23 protein-coding genes are annotated in these 23845 nt (G+C 76.1%); 14 read left to right on the forward strand and 9 right to left on the reverse strand.

The features are described 5' to 3' along the window. The first annotated feature begins 192 nt into the window (after positions 1–192). Positions 193–783 (forward strand): isochorismatase family protein, encoded by a 591-nt coding sequence (locus ACFQ6N_RS27255; RefSeq protein ID WP_380654257.1) that lies wholly within the window; start codon positions 193–195, stop codon positions 781–783. A 126-nt stretch (positions 784–909) separates the two neighbouring features. Further along, the gene (gene uppS / locus ACFQ6N_RS27260) at positions 910–2802 is read left to right on the forward strand and encodes a polyprenyl diphosphate synthase (protein WP_380654260.1); all 1893 of its coding nucleotides are present in this window, start codon (positions 910–912) and stop codon (positions 2800–2802) included. On the opposite strand, the gene ACFQ6N_RS27265 is transcribed toward uppS, so the two are convergent. Continuing rightward, positions 2756–3457 carry a hypothetical protein gene (locus ACFQ6N_RS27265; RefSeq protein WP_380654263.1) on the reverse strand — a complete coding sequence of 234 codons (702 nt, stop codon included), beginning with the start codon at positions 3455–3457 and terminating at the stop codon, positions 2756–2758. The two genes, uppS and ACFQ6N_RS27265, sit on opposite strands and share 47 nt — an antisense overlap. 216 nt (positions 3458–3673) lie before the next feature. Further along, positions 3674–4438, reverse strand: a complete 765-nt coding sequence (locus tag ACFQ6N_RS27270; protein WP_380654266.1) for an alpha/beta hydrolase — start codon at positions 4436–4438, stop codon at positions 3674–3676. Positions 4439–4639: 201 nt separating this feature from the next. Here ACFQ6N_RS27270 and ACFQ6N_RS27275 point away from each other — a divergent pair, with 201 nt between their 5' ends. After that, on the forward strand, positions 4640–5446 hold the full coding sequence (locus ACFQ6N_RS27275) for a hypothetical protein (RefSeq protein ID WP_380654268.1): 807 nt from the start codon (positions 4640–4642) through the stop codon (positions 5444–5446). 42 nt (positions 5447–5488) lie between these two features. On the opposite strand, the gene ACFQ6N_RS27280 is transcribed toward ACFQ6N_RS27275, so the two are convergent. Next, entirely contained in the window at positions 5489–5842 is a 354-nt protein-coding gene (locus ACFQ6N_RS27280; RefSeq protein ID WP_380654270.1) for a DUF6401 family natural product biosynthesis protein, read from the reverse strand. A gap of 154 nt (positions 5843–5996) precedes the next feature. Between ACFQ6N_RS27280 and ACFQ6N_RS27285 the strand changes: the two genes are divergently transcribed. The 3 genes from ACFQ6N_RS27285 to ACFQ6N_RS27295 all read left to right on the forward strand — a co-directional run bounded on the left by ACFQ6N_RS27285 (position 5997) and on the right by ACFQ6N_RS27295 (position 8853). Then, positions 5997–6923: an LLM class F420-dependent oxidoreductase gene (locus ACFQ6N_RS27285; protein WP_380654272.1), complete on the forward strand. Its 927-nt coding sequence runs from the start codon at positions 5997–5999 to the stop codon at positions 6921–6923. A gap of 113 nt (positions 6924–7036) precedes the next feature. Then, complete coding sequence (locus tag ACFQ6N_RS27290; protein ID WP_380654275.1) at positions 7037–7744, forward strand: AAA family ATPase; 708 nt, start codon at positions 7037–7039, stop codon at positions 7742–7744. Positions 7745–7866: 122 nt separating this feature from the next. Then, positions 7867–8853 carry a zinc metalloprotease gene (locus tag ACFQ6N_RS27295; protein ID WP_380654278.1) on the forward strand — a complete coding sequence of 329 codons (987 nt, stop codon included), beginning with the start codon at positions 7867–7869 and terminating at the stop codon, positions 8851–8853. 12 nt (positions 8854–8865) lie between these two features. On the opposite strand, the gene ACFQ6N_RS27300 is transcribed toward ACFQ6N_RS27295, so the two are convergent. After that, positions 8866–9267 (reverse strand): hypothetical protein, encoded by a 402-nt coding sequence (locus tag ACFQ6N_RS27300; protein ID WP_380654281.1) that lies wholly within the window; start codon positions 9265–9267, stop codon positions 8866–8868. A gap of 230 nt (positions 9268–9497) precedes the next feature. Here ACFQ6N_RS27300 and ACFQ6N_RS27305 point away from each other — a divergent pair, with 230 nt between their 5' ends. Beyond that, positions 9498–9950, forward strand: a complete 453-nt coding sequence (locus tag ACFQ6N_RS27305; protein WP_380654284.1) for a universal stress protein — start codon at positions 9498–9500, stop codon at positions 9948–9950. A gap of 51 nt (positions 9951–10001) precedes the next feature. Further along, positions 10002–10832 (forward strand): DNA-formamidopyrimidine glycosylase family protein, encoded by an 831-nt coding sequence (locus ACFQ6N_RS27310; protein WP_380654287.1) that lies wholly within the window; start codon positions 10002–10004, stop codon positions 10830–10832. 95 nt (positions 10833–10927) lie between these two features. Here the strand turns inward: ACFQ6N_RS27310 and ACFQ6N_RS27315 are convergent, their stop codons facing one another. The 3 genes from ACFQ6N_RS27315 to ACFQ6N_RS27325 form a co-directional block, all read right to left on the reverse strand. Beyond that, positions 10928–11563 (reverse strand): uridine kinase, encoded by a 636-nt coding sequence (locus ACFQ6N_RS27315; protein ID WP_380654290.1) that lies wholly within the window; start codon positions 11561–11563, stop codon positions 10928–10930. Between the two features lie 57 nt (positions 11564–11620). Beyond that, complete coding sequence (locus ACFQ6N_RS27320) at positions 11621–12940, reverse strand: PQQ-binding-like beta-propeller repeat protein (RefSeq protein ID WP_380654293.1); 1320 nt, start codon at positions 12938–12940, stop codon at positions 11621–11623. A gap of 219 nt (positions 12941–13159) precedes the next feature. Then, positions 13160–13492 carry a DUF4326 domain-containing protein gene (locus tag ACFQ6N_RS27325; RefSeq protein ID WP_380654295.1) on the reverse strand — a complete coding sequence of 111 codons (333 nt, stop codon included), beginning with the start codon at positions 13490–13492 and terminating at the stop codon, positions 13160–13162. Between the two features lie 186 nt (positions 13493–13678). Between ACFQ6N_RS27325 and ACFQ6N_RS27330 the strand changes: the two genes are divergently transcribed. The 6 genes from ACFQ6N_RS27330 to ACFQ6N_RS27355 all read left to right on the forward strand — a co-directional run bounded on the left by ACFQ6N_RS27330 (position 13679) and on the right by ACFQ6N_RS27355 (position 22017). Further along, the gene (locus tag ACFQ6N_RS27330; RefSeq protein WP_380654298.1) at positions 13679–16129 is read left to right on the forward strand and encodes a SpoIIE family protein phosphatase; all 2451 of its coding nucleotides are present in this window, start codon (positions 13679–13681) and stop codon (positions 16127–16129) included. A 199-nt stretch (positions 16130–16328) separates the two neighbouring features. Next, the gene (locus ACFQ6N_RS27335; protein WP_380654300.1) at positions 16329–18005 is read left to right on the forward strand and encodes a sensor histidine kinase; all 1677 of its coding nucleotides are present in this window, start codon (positions 16329–16331) and stop codon (positions 18003–18005) included. A gap of 147 nt (positions 18006–18152) precedes the next feature. After that, positions 18153–18821, forward strand: a complete 669-nt coding sequence (locus tag ACFQ6N_RS27340) for a response regulator (RefSeq protein ID WP_380654342.1) — start codon at positions 18153–18155, stop codon at positions 18819–18821. Positions 18822–19375: 554 nt separating this feature from the next. Continuing rightward, entirely contained in the window at positions 19376–20146 is a 771-nt protein-coding gene (locus ACFQ6N_RS27345; protein WP_380654302.1) for a transglycosylase family protein, read from the forward strand. 414 nt (positions 20147–20560) lie between these two features. Further along, a complete protein-coding gene (locus ACFQ6N_RS27350; protein ID WP_380654304.1) occupies positions 20561–21316 on the forward strand; it encodes an SDR family NAD(P)-dependent oxidoreductase in 756 nt (251 codons plus the stop codon). Between the two features lie 98 nt (positions 21317–21414). Beyond that, positions 21415–22017 (forward strand): TIGR03086 family metal-binding protein, encoded by a 603-nt coding sequence (locus ACFQ6N_RS27355; protein WP_380654306.1) that lies wholly within the window; start codon positions 21415–21417, stop codon positions 22015–22017. Between the two features lie 43 nt (positions 22018–22060). Here ACFQ6N_RS27355 and ACFQ6N_RS27360 read toward each other — a convergent pair whose 3' ends face one another. Beyond that, complete coding sequence (locus ACFQ6N_RS27360) at positions 22061–23200, reverse strand: alpha/beta hydrolase (protein WP_380654308.1); 1140 nt, start codon at positions 23198–23200, stop codon at positions 22061–22063. A 150-nt stretch (positions 23201–23350) separates the two neighbouring features. Further along, positions 23351–23812: a (2Fe-2S)-binding protein gene (locus tag ACFQ6N_RS27365; RefSeq protein WP_380654310.1), complete on the reverse strand. Its 462-nt coding sequence runs from the start codon at positions 23810–23812 to the stop codon at positions 23351–23353. Positions 23813–23845 lie beyond the last annotated feature (33 nt).

A 23845-nucleotide genomic window follows, 5' to 3' on the forward strand; every position in this document is an offset into this window, starting at 1 on the left:
CTCCTCGCTCCGCCGGTCCTCCGACTCGCCGACTCGCCGCTTCGTCGAGTCCTCGATGTCGGAATCTGCATGTTAGACGGCATTGCCGCCATGGGAGGACCGCCCGTAGCGTCTCAGGAGGCAGGGCGCACCCCGCGTGACCTGCGAAACCCCCCCTCCTCCGGCCCCCCGGAACCGAAAGGTGGCACCACCATGCCCACGACGACCCTGCGCACCCTCAATGGACTCGACGAGCGGCCCGCCGCGCTCGGTGACGCGACCCTGGTCCTGATCGACTACCAGAACACCTATGTGCGCGGCGTGATGGAACTGGAGGGCTGGCAGCAGGCACTGGACGCCGCCGCCGACCTGCTCGCCCGGGCGCGCGCGGCCGGCGCCACCGTCATCCATGTGGTCAACGACGGCGGCGAGGGCACCCCGTACGACATCCGGGCCGAGATCGGGCGGATCCACCCGAGCGTGGCCCCGGCCGAGGGCGAGCGGGTGGTCGTCAAGCAGGCCCCGGACGCTTTCGTCGGCACCGACCTGGGCGAACTGGTCGACGCGGCCGGGCACCGGGACCTCGTCCTCGCCGGGTTCATGACCCATATGTGCGTCGCCTTCACCACGGCCGGCGCCTTCCTGCGCGGCAACCGCCCGACCGTCGTGGCCGCCGCCTGCGCGACCCGGCCGCTGGCGTCGGCGGCCACCGAACTGACCGCCGAGCAGATCCACCGCAGTGCGCTGGCGACGGTCGGGGACCTCTACGGCGTGGTCGTGGAGTCCCCGGCGGACCTGGGCTGAGGCGCCGCCCGGCGCCCGCTTTACGGTCGCCCCGCCCCCGTCCGCCACCGAACGGCCCGCGCCTCGTTGGACCGGACGGTGTACGGCGGCGTACAGCGGCGGTCGACCGGAGGACGGGGCAGCGACATGGCGGAGAACGGGACGGCGGACGACGGTCCACCGGAACTGCGGGAGTCGTACCGGGCCTGCGCGGCCGAGGTGGGGCGTTCCCTGCCGCCGATGCGGGCGGCCGCCGAGGTGCTGCCGAGCGGTCTGCGGCCGTACCTCCACGCGGTCAGCGCCTTCGGCTGCGGCTCCGACCGGGTCGCCGACGAGGGCGACCGGGCGGGGCGCGGGCGCCGCTTCGCCCGCTGGCGGACCGAGACCCTGGCGGAGCTGGCCGCCGGCCGCAGCGCGCACCCGCTGCGCCGGGCGTTCGTCGACACGGTGCTGCGCTGGGACCTGGACCGGTCGCTGATCGAGGAGTTCCTCACGGCGATGCAGGAGGACAGCGGGTCCGCGCCCGTCATCGAGACCTTCGCGGACCAGCGGCGCCACATCCGCCGCATCGCGGGGACGATGACCGAGCTGTGGGCCCCGCTGCTCGGCGCGTCGGGTGCCGGGGCGGCCGACGCGCTCTCCGCCCTGGGGGAGGCCTGTCAACTGGCGGACCACATGCAGGACTTGCCCGCCGACCTGGCGGAGGGCCGCTGCTACCTGCCGCGTGCCGAGCTGCGGCGCCTGGGCCTGGGCCTCGCCGACCTGGCCGACCACGCCGACCACACCGATCCGGCGGAGCGGCCCGAGCAGCCCGCGCGGTCCGCCGACCCGGCCGGGCCTACGGGCCTCGCGGACCGGCGGACGGCGGCCCGGGAGGAGCTGATGGAGGCCCAACGGGCGCACTGGCACGCCCTGTTGGAGCAGGCGACGCCGGCCACCTGGCTGGCCGCCCCGGCGTGCCGGCCGTTCCTGCACACCCTCCTCCTGGGCGCCCAACTCCAGTACGACGAGCTGGCGCTGCTGGGCTCCCGCGTGCTGACCGAGGGCCTGGCGCCACTGACCACCGACGGCGCCCTGCCACACCGCCGCACCCGGACGAGCGAGCCCCGCACCGCCGAGTCCCGCGCCGCCGGGCCGCGCGTCCCCGGGCCCCGCGCCGCCGGGCCGCGTGCCCCCGGAGTCGACCGCCTGCCCGCCCACGTCGCCGTCATCATGGACGGCAACCGCCGCTGGGCCGAGGCCCGGCGGCTGCCCGCCGAACAGGGGCACCAGGCCGGTCAGCGGGCCGCGCTGCGCCTGGTCAACGCGGCGCTGCGACTGGGCGTGCGGCACCTGAGCATCTACGCCTTCTCCACCGAGAACTGGGACCGCCCGCCCGAGGAACTGACCGCGCTCTTCGACTCCCTGGCCGACGGCATCGCCCGGAGCACCGAGGGGCTGCACGCGCTCGGCGTCCGGATCCGCTGGTGCGGCCGGCGCGACCGGATCGACGAGTCGCTCGCCTCCTCGATCGCGCTGGTGGAGAGCCTCACCTCGAACAACGCGGTCCTGACCCTGACGGTCTGCGCGGACTACGGCGGACGGGAGGAACTGGCAGCGGCCGCCCGCGCGTTGGCCGCCGAGGCGGTGGCCGGCACGATCCACCCGGGGGCCATCGGCCCGGCCGACCTCGCCCGGCACCTGTACGTCCCCGACCTGCCGGACGTCGACCTGCTGATCCGCACCTCCGGAGAGCAGCGGATCAGCAACTTCCTGCCCTGGCACCTCGCCTACGCGGAACTGCTCTTCGACCCGACGCCCTGGCCGGACTACGACCTCGCCCGGCTGCGCGAAGCCGTCCGGGCCTACGCGGCCCGCGAACGCCGCTTCGGCGGCAGCCTGCCCGCCCAGGCCGGGCCCCTCCGGGCCGACGGGGCCGACGGTGCCGACCGGGCCCGGGTGCCGCCCGCCGCCCCGGTCGCCCCTGCGGCTCCTGCGGCTTCTTCCGCCCCCGTTACTCCCGGGCCGGCGGGGGAGGGGTGTACAGCCCCTCGGCCGTGACGTACGCCAGCACCGTGTCCACGGTGACCGGGTGCGGGCCGAAGCTGGTGGTCAGCGTGTCCAGCACCTCCTGGGTGGCGCGCAGCGGCACCTGGCTGACCCGGACCCGCACCGGCTGCCCCGGCGGCGCCGGCTCCGCCGTCAGGGTCCCCTCCTCCAGCCCGCAGCGGAACACCGAGCGGTGCCCCATGTCCGCCCCGCCGACCTCGCACCGGCCGGAGGCCACGCCGTCCGTGAGCGCGCCGGCCACGTTCACGATCCGGAAGGTGCCCTCGGAGGTCCGGAGGGTGACCCCGCCGTCCAGCGACCCGTCGCCGTGCGCCTTGGCCGGGTCGGCGGTCGACGGGTCGCCCTGGGCCGTGCGCACCGGGAGGCGGACCGCCGCGCCCCGCTCGTCGTGGACCATCCGGGCGGGGGCGATCTCCTCCACCACCGCCTGGTAGCGGTCGAGTTGGGCCTGCGCCGCCGGGGTCCAGCGGACCTCCACCCAGCCCTCGGAGAGCGAGCCCAGTCGTGCGGCCCGTGCGGCCCGTGCGGCGCGCCCGGTGGGGCCGTCCTGCCCGGCCGGGGCGGCTCCGGCCGCCGTGCCGGTGAGCTGTCCCAGCAGCGGGGCGGCCAGCGCCGCGCCCAGCACCGTACGTCGAGTCGTGCTCATCGTCCCGTTCCCGTCCTTTTCCGGCCGCCGATACGGCCCCGGGACGGATCATCCGTTCACCGACGAACCCTGTCGCCGGTCCGGACGCCGAAACCACCCCCACGGGGGGAGCGGGGAGCGGATCCGGGTGGCTCGCCCCGGGCCGTGCTCCCCGGGGCGCGGACCGCCGTCCGAGGATTCGGTTCCCGCCGAACGGTCTTGCGGCGGTGCCGGGCGTCAGGGGTTGGTCGGCAGGGCCGGGGTGCGGCGGGGCTGGCGGGGGAGCGGGAGGGTGAGGGCTTCCGGTGAGGCGGGGGGCAGGGCCAGCGCGGAGGCGGTCTCGGCGGGGAGGGGGTGGAGGCCGAGCAGGGCGGTGGTCAGGCGGGTGGTGGCGCGGTGCCAGTCCGGGACGCGTTGCAGCATGGCGTGGCCGCTGCCGGTGACGGTGTAGCCGCAGACGCGGGCGCCGGCGGCGCGGCTGCGGGCGGCGAAGGCGCGGGTGTCGGCGGGCGCGGTGACGGTGTCGCGGTCGCCGTGCAGCAGGAGGACGTCACGGCCGGCGAGCTGTTCGCAGGGGTCCTCGGCCGGGCACCAGGGGGCGAGGGCGACCAGGCCGGTGACGGTGGGGTGCCCGCCGGCCCGGAGCGCGGCGCGGCCGCCCATCGAGTGGCCGATGAGGACGGTGGGGACCGGGCCGAGGTCGGCGGTGAGTTCGTCGAGGGCGGTGAGCGCGTCCCGGGCGGCGTCGGCGCGCGGGCCGTTCCAGCCGCGGTGGCGGTAGCGGACGGTGCCGACGGCTACGCCGGCGTCCGCGGTGGCCTTGGTCAGCGCGCGCAGGAAGCCGCGCATCCGCAGCAGGGGGAGGTTGAGCCGGCCGGGCCGGGCGAGGTTGTCCTCCTCGCCGCCGTGCAGCACCAGGACGGCGGCCGTCGCCCGGTCCGGGCGGGTCCGCCAGTGCAGCGCCGGGTGCCCCACCGCGCTGTCCGCCGCCGTACCGCTCACTGCCGCACCGTCCCGTCCGTCGAGCCCCCGCCGAGAGTCCTCAGGACCGCCACTGTACGCGTGCGGACGGCCGGACCGTTCACCCGAGGGAACCATCCCGGACACCGGGCGCGCGCGGTCCGGGCGGGGGCCTGCTATCCACAGAGGGTGGGGGGCCGCCCGCGCCCGCTCGTGGCGCCGTGTCATCGAGTGGAGGACTCCGTGGCTCAGCAGCTCGCACTGTCGGTCGACTTCGGGTCTGGCTTCACCCAGGCCTGGTCCAAGATCGCGAAGGTCATTCCGCAGTTCATCGCCTTCCTGGCGATCCTGGTCATCGGCTGGTTCGTGGCCAAGGCCATCGCCAAGGTGCTCGACCGGGTGCTGCGCCGGGTCGGTTCGGAACGGGTCGCGGAGCGCTCCGGTCTGGCCGCCCGGCTGAGCGGCTCGAAGTACGACATGACCGGGATCGTCTGCAAGGTCGTCTACTACATCATCCTGCTGATGGCGCTGCAGCTGGCGTTCGGCGTCTTCGGCCCGAACCCGATCAGCGTGATGATCCACAGCATCGTCGCCTGGCTGCCCAGGGCGATCGTCGCCGTCGTCATCGTGGTCGTCGCGATGGCCATCGCCAACGGTGTGCGCGACATCGTGGGCAGCTCGCTCTCCGGCGCCTCGTACGGCCGGACCGTCTCCACGCTGGTGTGGGGCTTCATCGTGGCGCTCGGTGTGATCGCCGCGCTGGGCCAGGCCGGGATCGCCACCGCGATCACCGGGCCGGTGCTGATCGCGGCGCTCGCCACCGTGGCCGGTGTGCTGGTGGTCGGTGTCGGCGGCGGTCTGATCATCCCGATGCGCCAGCGCTGGGAGCGGTGGCTGGACAGCGCGGAGCAGGAGACCGCCCGACTGCGCGGCAACGCGTACCAGGCCGGCCGCTCGGACGCGCTGTCCAACCAGCCGGTCCGGCCGACGACCCAGACCGGCCCGGGCGCTCCGCCGGCTCCGGGGATCGACCCCGGTGAGACCAGGTGACGCGGGCCGGCGGTCACCGGCGGCGGTGACGGGGAGGAGCGGTCAGACCCCCAGCAGGCCCTGGTCGCGCACCAGCCAGCAGATGGCGGTGAGCCGGAGCACGGCGTAGTCGTAGCCGACCGGTTCGCGCCAGCCGATCTCGGTGAGCGCGTCCAGGAAGCCCAGCGCGTAGTCCGACAGTTCCTCACGGTCCAGGGGCCGGGGCGCGAGCTCCGGCCCCTGCGCGTACAGCAGTTCGCGCAGCATCGCCGCGTGCTGGTCGACCGCCGCGACGAAGCCGGGCTCGAAGGCGAATTCGGCCAGCCGCGGCGTGAAGGCCGCGACGATGCCGGGCAGCGGGCAGCCGGCCGGCTCGTCGGGGGAGTGCCGGAACGATTCGTCGGGGGTCGCGAACATCCGTCCACCGTAGGCGAGCCCGGGGGCGGGAACGGGCGGCTGTGACGGTTCCGTGCTGAGACCTTGGCCACCCGCGGCGGGTGCCCGGTACGTTCCGTGGTCCGGCCGGTTCCCTGCGTTCACGGGCGGGGCGGTCCGTACCAGAATGGCCCGCATGGATCTCCGCATCTTCACCGAACCGCAGCAGGGCGCGAGCTACGACACCCTCCTGAAGGTCGCCCGCACCGCCGAGGAGCTCGGGGCCTTCAGCGCCTTCTTCCGCTCCGACCACTACCTGAAGATGGGCGACGTCGACGGCCTGCCGGGGCCCACCGACGCCTGGATCACCCTGGCCGGCCTCGCCCGCGACACCCGCACCATCCGCCTCGGGACCCTGATGACCGCCGCCACCTTCCGGCTGCCGGGCGTCACCGCGATCCAGGTCGCCCAGGTCGACGCGATGAGCGGCGGCCGGGTCGAGTTCGGCCTCGGCGCCGGCTGGTACGAGGCCGAGCACACCGCCTACGGCATCCCCTTCCCCAAGGAGAAGTTCGGGCGGCTGGAGGAGCAGCTGGCGATCATCACCGGGCTGTGGAACACCAAGCTCGGCGACACCTTCGACTTCGCCGGGGAGTACTACACCCTGACCGACTCGCCCGCGCTGCCCAAGCCCGCCCAGGAGCGCATCCCGGTGCTGGTCGGCGGCCTCGGCCCGAAGCGGACCCCGGCCCTGGCCGCCCGCTTCGCCGACGAGTTCAACCTGCCGTTCGCCTCGGTGGACGACTCGGCCGCCCAGTTCGGCCGGGTCCGCGCCGCCGTCGAGCAGGCCGGGCGCTCGGCCGGTGACCTGGTCTACTCCAACGCCCTGGTCGCCTGTGTCGGCCGGGACGACGCCGAGGTGGCCCGCCGGGCCGCCGTCATCGGCCGAGACGTCGACGAGCTGAAGGCCAACGGCCTGGCCGGCACCCCGGACGAGGTGGCCGACAGGATCGGCCGGTTCGCGGCCGTCGGCAGCGAGCGGATCTACCTCCAGATCCTCGACCTGGACGACCTCGACCACCTGGAGCTGATCGCCTCCCGGATCGCCCCGCAGCTCGGCTGACGGTCGGAGCCGGCGGCCGCCTCCGACCGCGCCCGTGCCCGCCACGGGCCCGGGCCCGGTCGGGGCGGCCGCCCGTACCCGCTCCGACCTCCGCCCTTTACTCGCTCTTGGGAATGCGCCATGCTCCTGAGGAGGGAACGGCGGGGGGAGCACCGGTGAGCGGGACGAGAACGGCGCGGGCGGCGGAGCCGAGGGTGCCGCCGCCGCGCACCGCCGGGGAACGGGTCGTCCTGCCCCCGCCGCACGACCCGCCCGCCCTGCACGAGCTGCGCGGCCCCGGCCCGGCCGCCCTGCGCTACCCCGCCGGGGACCTGCTGGTCGTCACCGGCCTGCCCGGCAGCGGCAAGAGCACCCTGATGCGCCGCTGCGTCCGGGCCCCGCTGGTCGACTCCCAGCTGGTCCGCGAGGAGTACGCGGCCCGGCTGCCCGGCCGCCTCCCGTACGCCCTGTACCGCCCGGTCGCCCGGCTCGCGCACTACCGCAGGCTGCGCCGTGCCGTACTGGACGGCGGTCCGCTCGCGGTGCACGACTGCGGCACGCTGCCGTGGGTGTGGGCGTGGCTCGCCCGTGCCGCCGCCCGGCAGGGCCGCCGGGTGCACCTGCTGGTGCTCGACGTCGACCCGGCCGAGGCGCTGGCCGGGCAGGCGCGGCGCGGGCGCGGCGTCTCGCGCTACGCCTTCGCCCGGCACCGGGCCGGCGTGCTCCGGCTGCGCCGCCGGATCCTGGGGGACGGGCGGTTGCCGGCGGGCTGTGCGTCCGCCGTGGTACTCGACCGGGCCGCCGCGCGCGCCCTGCGGGAGATCGACTTCACGGCGTCGTAGTCTCGGCGAGTCCGCGCCGGGCACGTGCCGGGCACCACGCCGGGCGCCGCGCCGGCGGGCCCGGCCGGAGCAGGCCCGGGGCGCGGCCGAGACTCCCTCGACTCCCCCCGTCAGGAGCGCAGATGCGCCGTACTGCCCGGGTGCGCTCGCGTGCCCCCCGCCTGTTCCCCTGCGCCGTCGCGCTGGTGGCCGCCGCCGGTCTGAGCCAGTTCGCCGCGCCGGCCCGGCCCCATGCCGCCGCCGCCCCGACGACGGTGTGCGACGGCTCCGAGGCCGTCGCCTTCTCCGGTGCCGGTGCCGCCGCCCGGAAGCCGGCCGGCGGCCACGCCGGGGAGGACCCGAACGCCGTCAGCCCGGCCGAGGCCCAGGCTATGCAGGCCGACCTGGACGACCGGCTCGCCGGACTCGGCGCCGACCGCACCCGGACCGGCACCGCCGTCACCGTCCCGGTCTACTTCCACGTGATCCACTCCGGCGGCTCCGGGAACCTGGACCAGGGCGCCGTCGCCGCCCAGATCGACCACCTCAACGCCACCTACGGCGGCCAGGGCGCGGGCAGTGCCCCCACCCCGTTCCGCTTCGAACTGGCCGGCACCGACTGGACCGACAACGCCTCCTGGTACACCGGCATGACCCCCGGCTCGGCCGCCGAAAAGGCGATGAAGACGGCCCTGCGCAAGGGCGACCAGGGCACCCTCAACCTCTACACCGCGCGCCTCGGGCAGTCCCTGCTCGGCTGGTCGACCTTCCCGAACGCGTACACGTCGAACCCGGTCGACGACGGCGTGGTCGTGCTCGACGCCTCGCTGCCGGGCGGCACCGCCACCCACTACAACGAGGGCAACACCGCCACCCACGAGATCGGCCACTGGCTCGGCCTCTTCCATACCTTCCAGGGCGGCTGCGCCTCCCCGGGCGACTACGTGGACGACACCCCGCCCGAGCGCACCGCCGCCTACGGCTGCCCCGAGGGCCGCGACACCTGCCCCGGCCCCGGGCTCGACCCGATCCACAACTACATGGACTACAGCTACGACTCCTGCATGAGCCAGTTCACCGCGGGCCAGGCCCAGCGGATGGCGAACTCCTGGGCCGCCTACCGGAGTTGATGCCTTGAAGCGTCAGCAGGAGATGTCGAGGTAGAGCAGCGTCCGGCCGTCCCCGGCCCGGAACTCGTACGCGAGGAAGTCCTCGTCCAGGGCCGCCGACCAGGCGGCCGGGCGCTCCTCGGGGGTGAGCAGCACCGGGACGAACCAGTCCGGGTAGTCCTCGTGCCAGCGGCCCCAGGGCCCGAGCGTCATCTCGTCGGCCCGGGCCGCCAGCCGCTTGGCGAGCCGCCGCTCCAGCGGGCCCCGGGCCAGCCGCCAGTAGCGGCCCCCGGCGTCCAGGAAGCCGCCCGCCGACACCGGGAACTCGCGGGGCCCGGCCGCCGCCCCGCTCCTGCCGTCGGTGTCCGGGCCGGGCGGCAGGGCGGACAGGACCTCGGCGAAGCCGCCGGTGCGGCGGCGGGGCTTGCTCGGCATGGGGGCATCGTCCCAGTCCGGCGGGGCAGCCGCACTCGAATTGAATGCGCTACGCCCCTTCGGCGTGGCAAATACCGATCGTATGTCCGATTTGATCTATGTTCGGAGGGTCGGGACCCCGCAGCACCACCCGGCAGCAGCATCAAGCAGCACCGAGCAACAGCACCGAGCAACAGCACCGAGTAGTACCGAGCAGCACCACCCAGCAGGAGCAACCGAAGGAGCAAGCCATGAGTGCCAGTCCCCGGATCGTCGTCGGCGTGGACGGCTCGCCCGCCTCGGAGGAGGCACTGCGCTGGGCGGTCGACTACGCGAAGGCCGTCGGCGGGACCATCAACGCGATCGCCGCCTGGGAGTACCCGGCCTTCTACGGCTGGGCCGGGGCGGGCGTGCCGACCGTCGAGACCTTCAACCCCGAGGAACTCGCGGGCAAGACCCTCTCCGAGACGGTCGTCAAGGTCGTCGGCGACGACCCGGCCGTCCGGATCAGCGAGACGGTGGCCCCCGGCAGCGCCACCGTGGCCCTGCTGGAGGCGGCCAAGGGCGCGGCGCTGCTCGTCGTCGGCAGCCGGGGCCTCGGCGGGTTCTCCGGCGTGCTGCTCGGCTCGGTCAGCCGCCACCTCACCGAGCACGCGCCGTGCCCGGTGGTCGTGGTCCGCGAGCGCGGGGCCGCGGCCGAGTAGGCGGCGGGGGCCGGTGCGCCGCCGGGCCGCCGCGCGGACGAGAATGGAGGCATGCCAGAAGGTGACTCCGTCTACCGCGTCGCGGCCCGGCTGCACGAGGCCCTCGCCGGGCAGCAGCTGACCAGCGCCGACCTGCGGGTGCCCGCCCACGCCACCGCCGCCCTCGCCGGCCGCCGGGTGCTGGAGGTCGCCCCGCGCGGCAAGCACCTGCTCACCCGCCTCGAAGGCGGCCTCACCCTGCACACCCACCTGCGGATGGACGGCCGCTGGGAGGTCTACCGCCCCGGCGAGCAGTGGACCGGCGGCCCCGCCTGGCAGATCCGCGCCGTCCTCGGCACCGACCGGGGCACCGCCGTCGGCTACCGGCTGCCCGTCGTCGAACTGCTGCGCACCACCGACGAGCGGCGGATCGTCGGCCACCTCGGCCCGGACCTGCTCGGCCCGGACTGGGACCCGGTCGAGGCCGTCCGCCGACTCCTCGCCCGCCCGAACCGCCCCGTCGTCGAGGCCCTGCTCGACCAGCGCAACCTGGCCGGGATCGGCAACGTCTACGCCAACGAGCTGTGCTTCGTGGCCGGCGTGACGCCGTGGACCGAGGTCGGCGGACTGCCGCACCCCGACCGGCTGGTGGAGCGCGCCCGGCAGATGCTGGAGGCCAACAAGCTGCGCCCCGGCCACATCACCACCGGCGACACCCGGCCCGGCTACCAGCACTGGGTCTACGGCCGGGCCGGGCGGCCCTGCCCGCGCTGCGTCACCCCCGTGGCGACCGGGCGCCAGGGCGCGCCCCCGAGGGACCGGGCGGTGTTCTGGTGCCCGTACTGCCAGCGCGGGCCCGCCCCGGAGGCCGCCGCGCACCGCCCCGGCCCGGGCAGGCGCTGAGGCCGGTCGGCGGGCGACTGGCGACTGGCGACTGGCGGTGGGCCGGGCGGCGGGCGGCGGGCGGCGGGCCGGGCGGTGGGCGGCGGGCCGGGCGGTCAGTCGGGCTGGACCAGGGCCGGGTGGCGGGGGTCGTCCATCCGGACGGTCAGGTCGGCGGCCTCGGCGGGGACGGTCTCGGCGTCGTAGCGGGCGAAGGCCGGGAGCGTCCACTGCCGGTCGGCGGGGGTGCGGCGGGCCAGCGCGGCCGGGGTGAGGGAGAGGTGGACGGTCAGATCCAGGGGCAGCCAGCGGCCGAGCAGCAGCGGGCCGTCCAGCAGCAGGACCCCGCCCGGCGGGAGCCGGGTGTACGGGGCGCGGGTGGAGCGGTCGGTGACCGGGTCGCGCAGCGAGGGCAGGACCTCGCCGGTGCCGCCCGGCTCCAGCGGGTCGAGGACCTCGCGCAGCAGGGCGCCGTCGTCCAGCCAGAGGTCGTGGAAGGCGTCCGCGTCGTGGTGCCCGTACTCCAGCCGGATCGACGCCGGGCGCAGGAAGTCGGCCGCCGACACCCGGACCGTGGGCCGGCCGCGCAGCCGCAGCGGCTCCACCAGGGCGTCGGCGAGCGCCCCGGGCCGGGCGGCCTCGGCGCCGTCGACGGCCACCCGCAGCCGGCGCCCGTCGGCGTCGGGCAGGGCGGTGATCCGGTCGGCGAGCAGTTCGGCGAGGTTGGCGGGGGAGATCGGGCGTACCTGCATCGGGCCATCCTGCCGTGGGCGGGTGCGGTGGGGGCCGGACCGGGGCCCGGCCGGGGGTCAGTGCAGCGGGAGCGCGTGCAGGATGTCGTCGTGGCCCGCGTAGAGGCGGTCCGCGTCGGCGGCGAGGCTCCAGACGTCCCGGCCGGGGCCGGAGTCGCGGAAGGTCCAGCTCAGGGTGCCGGTCGCGGTGTCGATCGCGCTGACCCCGCCGATCGCCGTCCCGGGGACGAACAGCGTGGGCCCGGAGACCGCCGGATGGCTGCGGCGGTCCAACAGGTACGGGAGGCGGCAGGTCCACTGGACCGCGCCGGTGGCCGCGTCGTGGCCGGTGACGATGCCGTTGTCCCGCAGGAGGTAGACCCGCCCGCCGTCCGGGACCGGCGGCAGCGCCCGCCAGGACTCGCCGGCGGCGGGGGAGAACGTCCAGCCGGATTGGCCGTCGGGGCGAAGCGCGCGGACCCCGCCGTTGCCGTCGGGGACGTAGACGTTCGTGGTGCCGGCGGTGCACCAGCGCAGGTCCTCGTCGCCGGGGGCGGTCCACAGTTCGCGGCCGTCGGCGGCGTCCCGGACGACCAGCAGGGCGCGGTTGCCCAGGAAGCGGACGCAGGCGAGGTGGTTGCCGTCGGTGCTGGTGGCGGGGGTGACCGGCTGCTCCTCGTGGTCGGTGCCGACCGACCAGAGCAGGGCCCGGTCCGCGACCCGCAGGGCGAAGAGGCGGTTGAAGGGCGGCTTGTCCTCCGGCCGCGGGCGGCCCCAGGAGTAGCCGTAGAGGACGCCCCGGTCGTAGCCGGTGAGGCGGGTGGTGTCCTGGAGCCCCTCGGGCAGCGGCAGGCTCCAGTCGGCGGCCGGGTCGGTGAAGTGGCGCGCTTCGAGGTGGCCCTCGTAGGTGGTGGTGAACAGGCGGTCGGGCCCGATCACCACCTTGCCGAGCATGTCGAGGTCGTTCGGCCAGTTCCGGGTCTCCGGCGGGTCGAAGACCAGCAGCCGGGCGGCGGTGCCCCGGGCCGGGTCGAGGACCTGGAGGCCGTTCTTGGAGAGGTAGACGGGACGGCTCGGCGGGTCGGTGAGCCGCTCCGGGGTCATCGCCTCGGGGCCGCGGTAGGTCCAGGCCGGGGTCGGCCCGGAGAGGGGGGTCGGCTGCGGCCGGGGCGGCCCCGGCGAGGGCAGCGGCGCGTCGGCCCCCGAACGGCCGAACGCCCACGCGGCCCCGCCCGCCGCGAGCAGCCCGCCGCCGATCAGCAGGCGGCGCCTGGTCAGCCGCGGCCCGTCCCCGCCGCCGCCGATCACGTCCTGGGGCGCCTCGCCGTCGCCGCCTTCCTCCCCGTCCCACTGCCACGACGCCTCGGGCGCGGCCCCCTCGGACGACGGCGACTGCATACGCTCTCGCTTCCCCACCGGCGGCCTCGCGCCGCCACCCGTCCGGAGGATATCGAACGGATGCCGGACCGTCCGACCGCCCGGTGGCGGCGGTGGAGGGTGCGCGGGTCCGACGTTTTGGCAGGTCCGCGACGGTCCGGCGCGGAACGGCCGGGCCGGGGCCGGGCCCCGTCGGGCCCCGTCAGGGCCCGGGCGCGGGGTCCGGGAACAGGCCCGGGGTCACGGCCCCGCCGGGGGGTGGTCGGCGAGGTCGGCGAGGACGTCGGCGTGGCAGGGGAGCGGGGCGCACCAGCAGCCCAGGCGGCGGCCGCGCAGCGGCGGGACCAGGGCGAGGAGGTCGGGGCGGGCGAGGAGGTGGGCGCGGTACGCGGTGACCATCTCCTCGCGGCTCAGGTCGGGGCCCGGGCGGTACGGGCAGTGCAGGGCGGACTCGGCGAGGTGCCAGCCGCCGCGGTGCATGGCGCGGCCGACGTAGACGACGTCCTCGTAGCCGGGGTCGTCGCGGTGGCCCTTGAGGTTGACCACGGTGGTGCGGCGGGATGTGCTCGGCATGGCGTCCATGCTGGTGCAGGCGGGGCGCTCCGGCAGCCCGGGGCGGGGCGGGCTCGCCTTGACACGGTTCCGGGCCCGGCGTAGCAAAAGAGCATGCACCATCCGCATGCGACCGGTGGGGCCCCCGGGGCGGGGCCCGGGCCGGACCGGCCGGGGGAGCCCGGTGCCGGCGCGGAGGTGCGTCCGGTGCTCCCCCCGTCCGGCCGGGGCCCGGCGCGGCCGGACGGGCACCGGCGGGACGGGCTGCTCGCGGAGGCGGTGCGCCGGGTGCTCGGGTCCACCGGGGCGTACGGCGCGATGGTGTACCTGCGGTCGCGGGACCGGCGGTCGCTGGTGCTGCGGACGATCGCGGGGGTGCCGCTGTCGGTGATGAGCCCGTTCCGCCGGGTCGCCGCCGCCGGGCCGCTGCCGGTCGCGGTCTGCTTCCGGACCGGGCACGGGATCGTGCTGTCCGACACCGAGGACACCATGCGGCGCTTCCCGCAGCTCGCGGTCGGCCTGCCGTACGACTTCGCGTCCGCCTGCGTGCCGGTCGGGCACGGGCACGAGCGGTTCGGGGTGCTGAGCGTGCTGTGGCCCGCCTCGGACGACGGGGTGCCGGGGCCGGCGGGCGGTCAGCTGGCCGCCGTCGCGTCCGAACTGGGCGCGGGGCTGGCCGAGTTGGCGGAGGACTGGCAGTCGGTCGAGCCGGGCGGGGAGGCGGCGGTCGTCGAGCTGGCGCCGCCGTCGGTGCCGACCACCCGGGTCGGGCTGTTCGACTGGAACGTGGCCACCGGGGCGCTGTCCGCCGACACCCAGTTCCGTGCGATCTTCGGTTTCGGGCCGGGCGAGTTCGACGGCACGGTGGCCGCGCTGACCGGCCGGATCGCCCCCGGCGACCTGCCGGAGTTCCGGGCCGCCGCGCGGACCGCGCTGGAGCGCGGCGAGGTACTGGCCGCGCGGGTCCGGGTGCTGGGGCCCGACGGCCTCCCGTACCCGGTGGAGCTGTGGGCGCGGGTGCCCTCGGCGATCTCCGACGGCCGGAGCCACCTGGTCGGCGCGGTGCTGGACGTCCGGAGCCTGGCCGCCGCCGCGGCCGCCGTCGAGCGGCTGCCCGAGGGCGTGTTCTCGCTCGACCCGGACGGCCGGATCGGCTACGCGAACCGCGCCGCCGAGCCGCTGCTCCGGGCCCGCCGCGAGGACCTGGTCGGCCACCGCCCCTGGGACGTGCTGCCCTGGCTCGCCGACCCCTTCTACGAGACCCGCCACCGGGCGGCGCTGCTCTCCCAGCGGCCCACCGCCTTCCTGGCCGCCCGCCCGCCGGACGGCTGGCTCGCCTTCTCGCTCTACCCCGACGCGCACGGCGTCACCGGCCGGGTGGTCGCGGCCGAGGCCCCGCCGGACGCCACCGCACCGGACGCCGCCGGGCCGCCCGCCGCCGCGCCGCCCGCCGCCAGGACCGGGGTCGGCGGCACCCACCACCTGCTGCAGCTGGCCAGCGCGCTCACCGAGGCGGTCACCGTGCGCGACGTCTGCCGGGCGGTGGCCGAGGAGATCCTGCCGGCCTTCGGCGGCCAGGAACTCGCCATCTACACGGTGCGCGACCAGCAGCTCCAGCTGGTCTCGCAGACCGGCTACCCGGACGGCTTCCTCGACTCCTTCGAGGGCACCCCGATCGACGCCCGGGTCCCCGGCGCGGAGACGCTCAGCACCGGCACCCCGATCTTCTTCGAGTCGGTGCGCGAACTCGCCGCCGCCTACCCCGGCCTCGCCCTCGACGAGATGGGCGCCTGGGCCTTCCTGCCGCTGATCGCCTCCGGGCGCCCGGTCGGCAGCTGCATCCTCGGCTTCGACCGGCCGCGCCCCTTCACCGTCGAGGAGCGCGGCCTGCTCACCGCCCTCGGCGGCTTCATCGCCCAGGCCCTGGAACGCGCCCGGCTGTACGACGCCGAGTTCGCCCTGGCGCGCGGCCTCCAGCAGGCGCTGCTGCCGCACCGGCTCCCCGAGGTGCCCGGCATCCGGATCGCCGCCCGCTACCTGCCCGGCACCCAGGGCATGGAGATCGGCGGCGACTGGTACGACGCGATCGTCACCGGCGGCGACGTCACCCTGGTGATCGGCGACGTCGAGGGGCACAGCGTCGCCGCCGCCGCCGCGATGGGGCAGCTGCGCAGCGCCGTCCGGGCCTTCGCGACCGGCGGCGACCCGCCCGACCAGGTGCTCGCCCGCACCAACCGGCTGCTGCTCGACCTCGACCCCGGGCTGCTCGCCAGCTGCTGCCTGGTCCGGCTCACCCCCGCCGACGGCGCCGCCCGGATCGCCCGCGCCGGGCACCTGCCGCCGGTGCTGCGCCACCCGGGCGGGCGGACCGAGGCGCTGTACGTGGCGGGCGGGCCGCTGCTCGGGGTGGACGAGCGGGCCGAGTACCCGGTCAGCGAGCTGCGGTTGCGGCCCGGCGCGGTGCTCGCCCTCTACACGGACGGGCTGGTCGAGGACCCGGCGGTGTCGATCGACCAGGGCGTGGACCGGTTGCGGGCCGCGCTGGCCCGGGGCCCGGCGGGGGAGGGGCTGGAGGAGGCGGCCGATCGGCTGCTGCGCGAGGTCGGCTCGACCCGCCGGGTGGACGACGTGGCGCTGCTGCTGACGGCCTTCGGCTGAGCGGGCGCCGGGCGCCGGGCGGGGAGCGGGCGGGGCCGGTAGCCGGGCGGGGATCGGACGCAGGGCAGGGGTCGGCCGGGGATCCGCGTGTGCTCCGGGTGCGCTCCCGGCGACCGGGGGTGACCAGGCGACTTTCGTCGCCGTCGGGGGCGACGAAGGAGGACGGCGCGGGTTCCGGCCGGCCGGTTAGCCTCGACGGGTGGATGCGATCGCGCGGGCCTGGAAGAAGGCGGTACGGACGGCGCTGCCAGGGCCCTGGAGGCCCCGGCGGGTGGCGGGCGAGGCCGCGCTCGCGGTGCTGATGGGCGGGGTCGCCTGGCTGCTGGAGATTGCCGCGGGGGGCGGCCTCGCGGTGCCCTTCGCGGTGGGTGTCGCGGTGGGTGTCGCGGTGCTGTGGGTGCTGCGGCGGGGGCTGCCGGTCACCGTGCTGCTGCTGGCCGCGGCGGCGACCGGCTGGTCGGCCGGGCCGGTGCTGCTGCTGATCTGCGCGGGGTGGGTCGCCGGGGCGAGGATCCAGCGGGTCTGGGCGCTGGTCGGCACCTTCGTCGCGGGCTGGGTGCTGTTCACCGTGACGGGCGTGCTGAAGGACGCCGCCTCGGTGTCGCCGAAGCTGGTGATCGGCCTGTCGCTCGGCGGCTTCCTGGTGCTCGCCGTGCTGCCCGCGCTCTACGGCCGCTACCGCGCGCAGCGGCGCGCCCTGCTGGTCGCGCTGCGCGAGCGCAACGACCAGCTGCTGCGCGAGCGGGCGATGGTGGTGCACCAGGCGCGGCTGCGCGAGCGGCACCGGATCGCCCAGGACATGCACGACAGCCTGGGCCACCAGCTGGCGCTGATCTCGGTGCACTCGGGCGCGCTGCAGGTGGACCGGACGCTCGGCGACCGGCAGCGGGAGGCGGTCGGCGTGCTGCGCGAGGCCGCGGTCGCGGCGATGCGCGAGCTGCGCGAGGTGGTCGGGGTGCTGCACGACGAGTCGACGGCGGTGCCGCCCGCGGTGGGGGTGGCCGCCGGGGCGCCCGCCCGGGGCGGGGTGGAGGGGATCGACGGACTGGTGGAGTCCTCCCGGGCCGCCGGGGTGGAGGTCGCCCTCACCCTGGAGGGCGAGCGGCGCGCACTGGCGGCCGCGGTCGACCACGCGGCGTACCGGATCGTGCAGGAGGCGCTCACCAACGCGCACAAGCACGCCCCCGGCGCGCCGATCGGCGTCGCACTCCGGTACGAGCCGGACGCGCTGGTGGTGGAGGTGACCAACACGCGTGCGCCGGAGCTCGTGGGCGCGCGCGTCGGCGCGGGACAGGCGGTCAGCGGCGGTCAGGGGCTGACCGGGTTGCGGGAGCGCGCCCGGCTGGTCGGCGGGATGGTGCACGCCGGGCCCACGCCCGCGCAGGGCTTCCGGCTGGCGGCCGTGCTCCCGTACGAGGGCGCGGAGGGCGCCGGGGAGGGCGCGGAGGCCGGGGCGGACGACCTGGTGTTCGAGGGCCTGCCGCCGGTCGGCGGGGCGGAGCGCAAGCGGCGCAGCCCGGCGCTCGGCTGCGCGGTCGGCGTGGTGGCGGTCGGGCTGACCGTGCTGGGACTGATGGTCTGGGGGGTGGTGGCCTTCGTCGGCGGCGCCCGGGACGCGACGGTGAGCAAGCCGCGGTACGACGGGATCCGGGTCGGCATGGCGGAGGCCGAGGTGATGGGCGAGCTCCCCGCCGGCAACGGCTTGTTCACGGACGAGTACAAGGGCACCGGGCCGACCCCGCCGGAGGGCGCGCAGTGCCGCTGGCACCTGCTGGCCGACTCCGGCGACGAGGGCTGGAACGAGCAGCACGTGGCGCGTTTCTGCTTCAAGGACGGGGTGCTGGTGGACAAGCAGGAGTACGTCGCCAAGAGCTGACCCCGGGAGGCGGGACCGGCTGGCCGGGAGGGGCCGGCACCGGCTGTCGCGGAGGGGTCGGGACCTGCCGTCCCGGTGGGTCGGCCGGACGGCGGGGATGTGAGGATGGTGCCGCAGCCGAAGCACCGTCCGAGGGGAATGACCAGCGTGATCCGAGTCCTCGTCGCCGACGACGAGCCGCTGATCCGGGCCGGGATCAGGATGATCCTCGGTTCCGCCGACGACATCGAGGTGGTCGCGGAGGCCGCCGACGGCCGGGAGGCGCTGGAGCTGGCGCGGGCCCACCGGGTGGACGTGGTGCTGCTGGACATCCAGATGCCGGTGATGGACGGACTGACGGCGCTCGGGGAGCTGGCCAGGGTCGCGCCCGGCGCGCGGGCGCTGATCCTCACCACCTTCGGGGAGCGCGAGAACGTCCTGCGCGCCGTGACCGAGGGCGGCGCCGGCTTCCTGCTCAAGGACACCGCGCCGGACGAGCTGATCCAGGCCGTCCGGGCCGCGGCCGGCGGGAACGCCTTCCTCTCCCCGGCCGCCACCCGGCACATCGTCGACTCGCTGGCGGCCGGGCACAGCGGCTCGCTGGCCGCCCGCAGCGCGGCGGCGCGGCGCCGGCTGGAGGTGCTCACCGCGCGCGAGCTGGAGGTGTTGGCGCTGCTCGGCGAGGGCCTGTCCAACGCGGACGCGGGGGCCCGGATCCACATGAGCGAGGCGACGGTGAAGACGTACGTGAGCCGGATCCTGGCCAAGCTGGGCTGCGAGAACCGGGTCCAGGCGGCCCTGCTGGCGCGGGACGCGGAGCTCGGCGGACGCGACTGAGCGCATCCGCGCGAACGCGGAGAGTGCCGGGTGTGGCGGATGCCACTCGGCCGGCGCGTGTAACCCCGGGCCCTCGCCCGATTGGTGACGGTGCGTCAGTACGTGACTGCGCTGCGTCGATGGTGTGCCGGCGGTTACGAATGGACAGATGTGAGCGAGGGCACGGAAGTTGACCATTTGATCTTGAAAATGCCGTCAAACCTGGTCGAACCGGGCGCCCTTTCTTGATCGATACCGCCGGTAACAGTCAACTGACCTGCGTCGTCCAAGAATTGCTTGCTGCGCCCCGAGGTTGCCCCTAGCTTCAGTGGCGGCGCAACGAGCGCCACCCGGGTTCACCCCGACGCACCGCCCGCCGACTGACCCACGGCGCACGGGCGGTGCCCGCCGACCGGACCGGCTCCAACGGTCCGCCGGCGAGCGGAGGTGACCACGGCGGCACGGCACGTCCGACGCGTGCCCGGCCGCCCGTCGAGTGAGGTGAGCGGAACCGACCGGCCCGTGTCCCGGGCCTGGTTCCGCCTGCCCGCCCGGGGCTTGTCGAGAGGATCCGCATGAATCCCCGTCACGAGACCGCCGCTGCCACCGACACCACTGCCACCAAGCGCCACCGCGTGCGGATGGCGGTCGTCGCGGGCGCCGCTGTCGCGGCCCTGCCGGTGGCCGGCCTCGTCACGGCCACCTCGGCCTCCGCCGCTACCACCTCGACCTGGGACGCCGTCGCCCAGTGCGAGAGCGGCGGGAACTGGAGCACCAGCACCGGCAACGGCTTCAACGGCGGACTCCAGTTCTCCCCCGGCACCTGGAAGGCGTACGGCGGCACCGCTTACGCCCCCCAGGCCCACCAGGCGAGCAGGGAGCAGCAGATCGCGGTCGCCGAGAAGGTCCTCGCCTCGCAGGGGCCGGGCGCCTGGCCGGTCTGCTCGAAGAAGGCGGGCCTGGGCAAGGGCGGCGCCCCCGCGGCCGTCGACACCTCGAAGGGCTCGGGCGCCCCGGCGGCCAAGCCTGCCACCAAGCCCGCCGCGAAGCCCGCCAAGCCGGCGACGAAGGCGGCGAAGCCCGGCGCCGGGTCGGCCCCGGCCGCCAAGCCCGCGGCCAAGCCCGCCGACACGGCCGCGGGCCGCCCGTCGGCCAAGCCGGCGCAGTCCGCGCCGGCCGCCGCGACGAACACCACCGCCGGCTCCTACACCGTCCGCAGCGGTGACACCCTCAGCGGCATCGCGGCCAAGTTCGGCGTCGACACCGACAGCCTGTACGGCAAGAACGTGCGCACCATCGGCGGCGACCCGGACCTGATCTTCCCCGGGCAGACCCTGACCGTCTGACGGAGCCCGACCGCCTGACGGAGCCCGACCGCCTGACGGGCCCGTCCGTCCGGCGGGGCCCGACTGCCCCCTGGGGCCCGACTGCCCCCTGGGGCCCGTCCGTCCGACGGAGCCCGATTGTCCGCCGGGGTCACTGACCCGGTCCCCGGCGGAGCCTCGCGACCCCGGCCGAGCGGCTGCCCCCTGTGCGGGGGCGGTCGCTCGGCGCGGTGCGTTCCGGGCCGCCGGGCCGAACCGGAGGGGGCGGCCGGCGGTCGGCCCGTACTGCCGGTGGGCGGCACGCGCGCCGGAGTGCGGAAGCATTCCGGCGCATGGTTGAAGGTTCAACGCAACGTCCGAATACCGCCGGAGGTTTGTAACGCCTCAGACCAGGATCGAGTCATGTCCGAGATCGGAACGAGGAGTTCTGGAGATATGACGATGAACGGTACGACGGCGCTCGACGGCAAGGTGGCCCTGGTGACCGGCGGCAGCCGGGGGATCGGGGCGGCGACCGCGCTGCGGCTCGCCGAGGACGGCGCCGATGTGGTCGTGACCTACCAGGGCGGCGCGGAGGCGGCCGAGGAGGTGGCCGCGAAGATCACCGCGATGGGCCGGACCGGCTGGGCGCTGCGGGCGGACAGTGCCGACCCGCAGGCCGTGCGGGACGCGGTGACGGCGGTCGCCGAGCGCTTCGGGCGCCTCGACATCCTGGTGAACAACGCCGGCGTCGGCGTGCTCGGCCCGATCGGCGAGCTGACCGACGCCGACGCCGACCGGGTCCTGGAGGTGAACGTCCGGGCGCCCTTCCTGTTCGCCCAGGCGGCCTCCGCGCACCTGGCCGAGGGCGGGCGGATCGTCACCATCGGCAGCTGCATCGCCAAGCGGGTCGCCTTCCCCGGCGCCACGCTGTACGCGACGAGCAAGGCCGCGCTGATCGGGCTCACCAAGGCGCTGGCCCGGGAGCTCGGTCCGCGCGGGATCACCGCCAACCTGGTGCACCCGGGGCCGATCGACACCGACATGAACCCGGCCGGGGGCCCCTCGGCGGACTTCCAGCGCGAGCTCACCGCGCTCGGCCGCTTCGGCGCCGGTGCGGAGGTCGCGGCCGCCGTCGCCTACCTGGTGGGCGAGGACGGCCGGTACGTGACGGGCGCCGAGCTGGCGGTGGACGGCGGCTTCGCGGCCTGACGCCCGGCAGGGCGGGTCCGGTGTCGTGCCGGGCGGTCGTCGGCGTTCGCGCTTACGATCGCCCGGCAGGACCCGTGCCCCGACCGGAGAGGTGTGCCATGACCACAGCGGACGACCCGATCGGACTGCTCGCCCGGGCCCTGGCGCAGACCGCCGGGCTGATCGACGGCACCGGCGTCGAACTGGCCGGCCACCCGACGCCCTGCCGCTCCTGGGACGTCGGCGACCTGGTCGGCCACCTGCTGTTCGACCTGCGGCAGTTCACGGTGCGGGCGCGGGGCGGTCAGCCGGACTGGTCGCAGCCCTTCGAGCGGGTCGAGGAGGACTGGCTGCACGCCTTCGAGGCCGGGGCCGAGGAACTGGTCGACGCCTGGCGGGCCGCCGGCGACCTCGGCGGCACCCTGGAGGTGCCCGGCGTCGGCACCCTGCCGGCCCGCTTCCCGGTGGACCAGCAGATCGCCGAATTCGCCGTCCACGGCTGGGACTTGGCCCGGGCCAGTGGTCAGTCCACCGAGGGCCTGGACCACGAGGTCGCGCTCGCCGCCCTGGACTGGGCCCGCGGCGCGCTCAAGCCCGAGTACCGCGGCGAGGAGTCGGAGCGCCACGCCTTCGGCCCCGAGGTCCCGGCGCCCGAGGACGCCCCGCCGTACGACCGGCTCGCCGCGTTCTTCGGCCGCGACCCGGCGGCGGACATTCACTAGCTTCCCCGGACTGCCGTGCCCTGTGCGGTCCTTGGAGGTGCCCCTACCCCCGGCTCCAGCGGAACTCGACCTCGGGGTGGCGCGGCGACGGGCCGTCCAGGAGCGGCCCGGGGCGGTCCCGTAGGAAGCGGTCGGCGAAGGCGCGGACGTAGCGGCGGGTGAGGGCGGTGGCGCGGTCGGGGGCGAGGGTGCCGAGCAGGGTGGTGTACAGCTCGGCGGGGATGTGGCCGGCCAGGTTGCCGGGCAGGGCGGTGTGCGGCAGGTCGGTGAAGCTGAGGTGGCCGGCGCCGCGGGTGTGCAACTGGCGGCCCCAGGCCTGCTGGTGCTCGCGCCAGCGCCGCCAGGTGTCGTGGTCGTCGAGGGCGGTGAGCAGCAGGAAGGGGCGGTCCAGGCCGAGGTCCGGGACCGGGGAGCCGAACAGGCCGCCGTCGAGGTCGAGGCCGATCCGGAAGCGCTCGTCCTGCCGCACTGCCTCCGCCGCCGCCGCTCCGCCCATCGAGTGGCCGAGTACGCCGATCCGCCGCCCGTCGACGCGCAGCGGCGAGCCCTTCGCCGTCAGCCGGGTGGTGACGAAGCGCAGGTCGCCGACCCGGGTGGCGGTCTCCAGGCGGTCGGCGGCGTCCCAGTCGGGCGGGTCCGTCGGCAGGGCGCTGCGGATCAGCCGGCCGTCCGGGAACTCGACGGCGGCGGCGTCGTAGGTGTGGTCGACGGCCGCGACCAGGTAGCCGTGGGCGGCCAACTCCTCCGCCAGAGCGGTGCAGTTGCTGCGCCCGCCGGTGCGGCCGTGACTGAACAGCAGCAGCGGGAGCGGCCCGGGCAGGGCCGGCGCGCCGAGCCGGGCGGTGGGGCGGACGGCGGCGATGGTGCCCGGGTCCAGCGGCAGGGCCCGGTCGATCACGTCCGCGACCCGGGGGGTGGTGTAGGGGGCGCGGGGGCGGCCTGCGGCGCCGCGCGCCGGGTACCAGAGCTGCACCATCAGTTCGCGCGGGCCGGGGATGGGGGCGAACGGGTCGGGGCGGTCGTGGTCGACCAGGTGCAGGCTCGTCGTGCCGACGGGCAGCCCGTTGGTCGGGGCGGGCAGGTCGACCGGTCGGGGTGGTGCGGCCTGCGCGGCGCCGGCGGGCAGCAGGGCGGTCGCGCCGCCGAGGCCCGCGAGTGCCAGCAGTGCGCGGCGCCTCAGCATGCGTCCTCCCTGGGGTGACGGGTCGGGCCAGCCTAGGTGGTCTGGACCGGTCGGGCCAGGGGGCGGGCCTTCGCGCGTCCGCCGGGGAGCGCGTCTGCCGGGGAGCGCGTACCGGAGAGCGTGTGCCGGGGGTCGGTGCGCCCGCCGGGGTCAGCGCGCCTGCCGGGCCGCCGCCTGCTTGATCGCCTCGCGGATGCGCGGGTAGGTCCCGCAGCGGCAGACGTTCTGGATCCGGTCGATGTCCGCGTCCGTCGGGTTGGGGGTGCGGCGCAGCAGGGCGACCGCGGCCATGATCTGCCCCGGCTGGCAGAACCCGCACTGGGCGACGTCGCAGCCGAGCCAGGCCTCCTGGACGGGGTGCAGGGTGTCGCCGTCGGCGAGGCCCTCGATGGTGGTGACGGCGTGGCCCGCGCAGTCCTTGACGGAGCGGGTGCAGGGCTGGAAGTCCTGGCCGTCGAGGTGGCTGGTGCAGGCGCGGCAGACGCCCACCCCGCAGCCGTACTTGGGGCCGGTGACGCCGAGCTTGTCGCGCAGCACCCAGAGCAGGGGCATGTCGTCCGGGGCCTCGACGGTGACGGGCTGCCCGTTGAGGACGAAGGTGTGGCTGGGCATGGGGAGTCGGGGTTCCTCGGGCTCGGGTGGCGG

Source organism: Kitasatospora sp. NPDC056446, from assembly GCF_042796115.1.
In the GTDB taxonomy this organism is placed as follows: Bacteria; Actinomycetota; Actinomycetes; order Streptomycetales; family Streptomycetaceae; genus Kitasatospora.

Bases quoted from the DNA above. Each gene is read 5' to 3' on its own strand.
- ACFQ6N_RS27255 (WP_380654257.1), top strand. From the start codon at position 193: ATGCCCACGACGACCCTGCGCACCCTCAATGGACTCGACGAGCGGCCC.
- uppS (WP_380654260.1), top strand. From the start codon at position 910: ATGGCGGAGAACGGGACGGCGGACGACGGTCCACCGGAACTGCGGGAG.
- ACFQ6N_RS27265 (WP_380654263.1), bottom strand. From the start codon at position 3,457: ATGAGCACGACTCGACGTACGGTGCTGGGCGCGGCGCTGGCCGCCCCG.
- ACFQ6N_RS27280 (WP_380654270.1), bottom strand. From the start codon at position 5,842: ATGTTCGCGACCCCCGACGAATCGTTCCGGCACTCCCCCGACGAGCCG.
- ACFQ6N_RS27285 (WP_380654272.1), top strand. From the start codon at position 5,997: ATGGATCTCCGCATCTTCACCGAACCGCAGCAGGGCGCGAGCTACGAC.
- ACFQ6N_RS27290 (WP_380654275.1), top strand. From the start codon at position 7,037: ATGCGCCATGCTCCTGAGGAGGGAACGGCGGGGGGAGCACCGGTGAGC.
- ACFQ6N_RS27295 (WP_380654278.1), top strand. From the start codon at position 7,867: ATGCGCCGTACTGCCCGGGTGCGCTCGCGTGCCCCCCGCCTGTTCCCC.
- ACFQ6N_RS27300 (WP_380654281.1), bottom strand. From the start codon at position 9,267: ATGCCGAGCAAGCCCCGCCGCCGCACCGGCGGCTTCGCCGAGGTCCTG.
- ACFQ6N_RS27305 (WP_380654284.1), top strand. From the start codon at position 9,498: ATGAGTGCCAGTCCCCGGATCGTCGTCGGCGTGGACGGCTCGCCCGCC.
- ACFQ6N_RS27310 (WP_380654287.1), top strand. From the start codon at position 10,002: ATGCCAGAAGGTGACTCCGTCTACCGCGTCGCGGCCCGGCTGCACGAG.
- ACFQ6N_RS27315 (WP_380654290.1), bottom strand. From the start codon at position 11,563: ATGCAGGTACGCCCGATCTCCCCCGCCAACCTCGCCGAACTGCTCGCC.
- ACFQ6N_RS27320 (WP_380654293.1), bottom strand. From the start codon at position 12,940: ATGCAGTCGCCGTCGTCCGAGGGGGCCGCGCCCGAGGCGTCGTGGCAG.
- ACFQ6N_RS27325 (WP_380654295.1), bottom strand. From the start codon at position 13,492: ATGCCGAGCACATCCCGCCGCACCACCGTGGTCAACCTCAAGGGCCAC.
- ACFQ6N_RS27345 (WP_380654302.1), top strand. From the start codon at position 19,376: ATGAATCCCCGTCACGAGACCGCCGCTGCCACCGACACCACTGCCACC.
- ACFQ6N_RS27350 (WP_380654304.1), top strand. From the start codon at position 20,561: ATGACGATGAACGGTACGACGGCGCTCGACGGCAAGGTGGCCCTGGTG.
- ACFQ6N_RS27355 (WP_380654306.1), top strand. From the start codon at position 21,415: ATGACCACAGCGGACGACCCGATCGGACTGCTCGCCCGGGCCCTGGCG.
- ACFQ6N_RS27360 (WP_380654308.1), bottom strand. From the start codon at position 23,200: ATGCTGAGGCGCCGCGCACTGCTGGCACTCGCGGGCCTCGGCGGCGCG.
- ACFQ6N_RS27365 (WP_380654310.1), bottom strand. From the start codon at position 23,812: ATGCCCAGCCACACCTTCGTCCTCAACGGGCAGCCCGTCACCGTCGAG.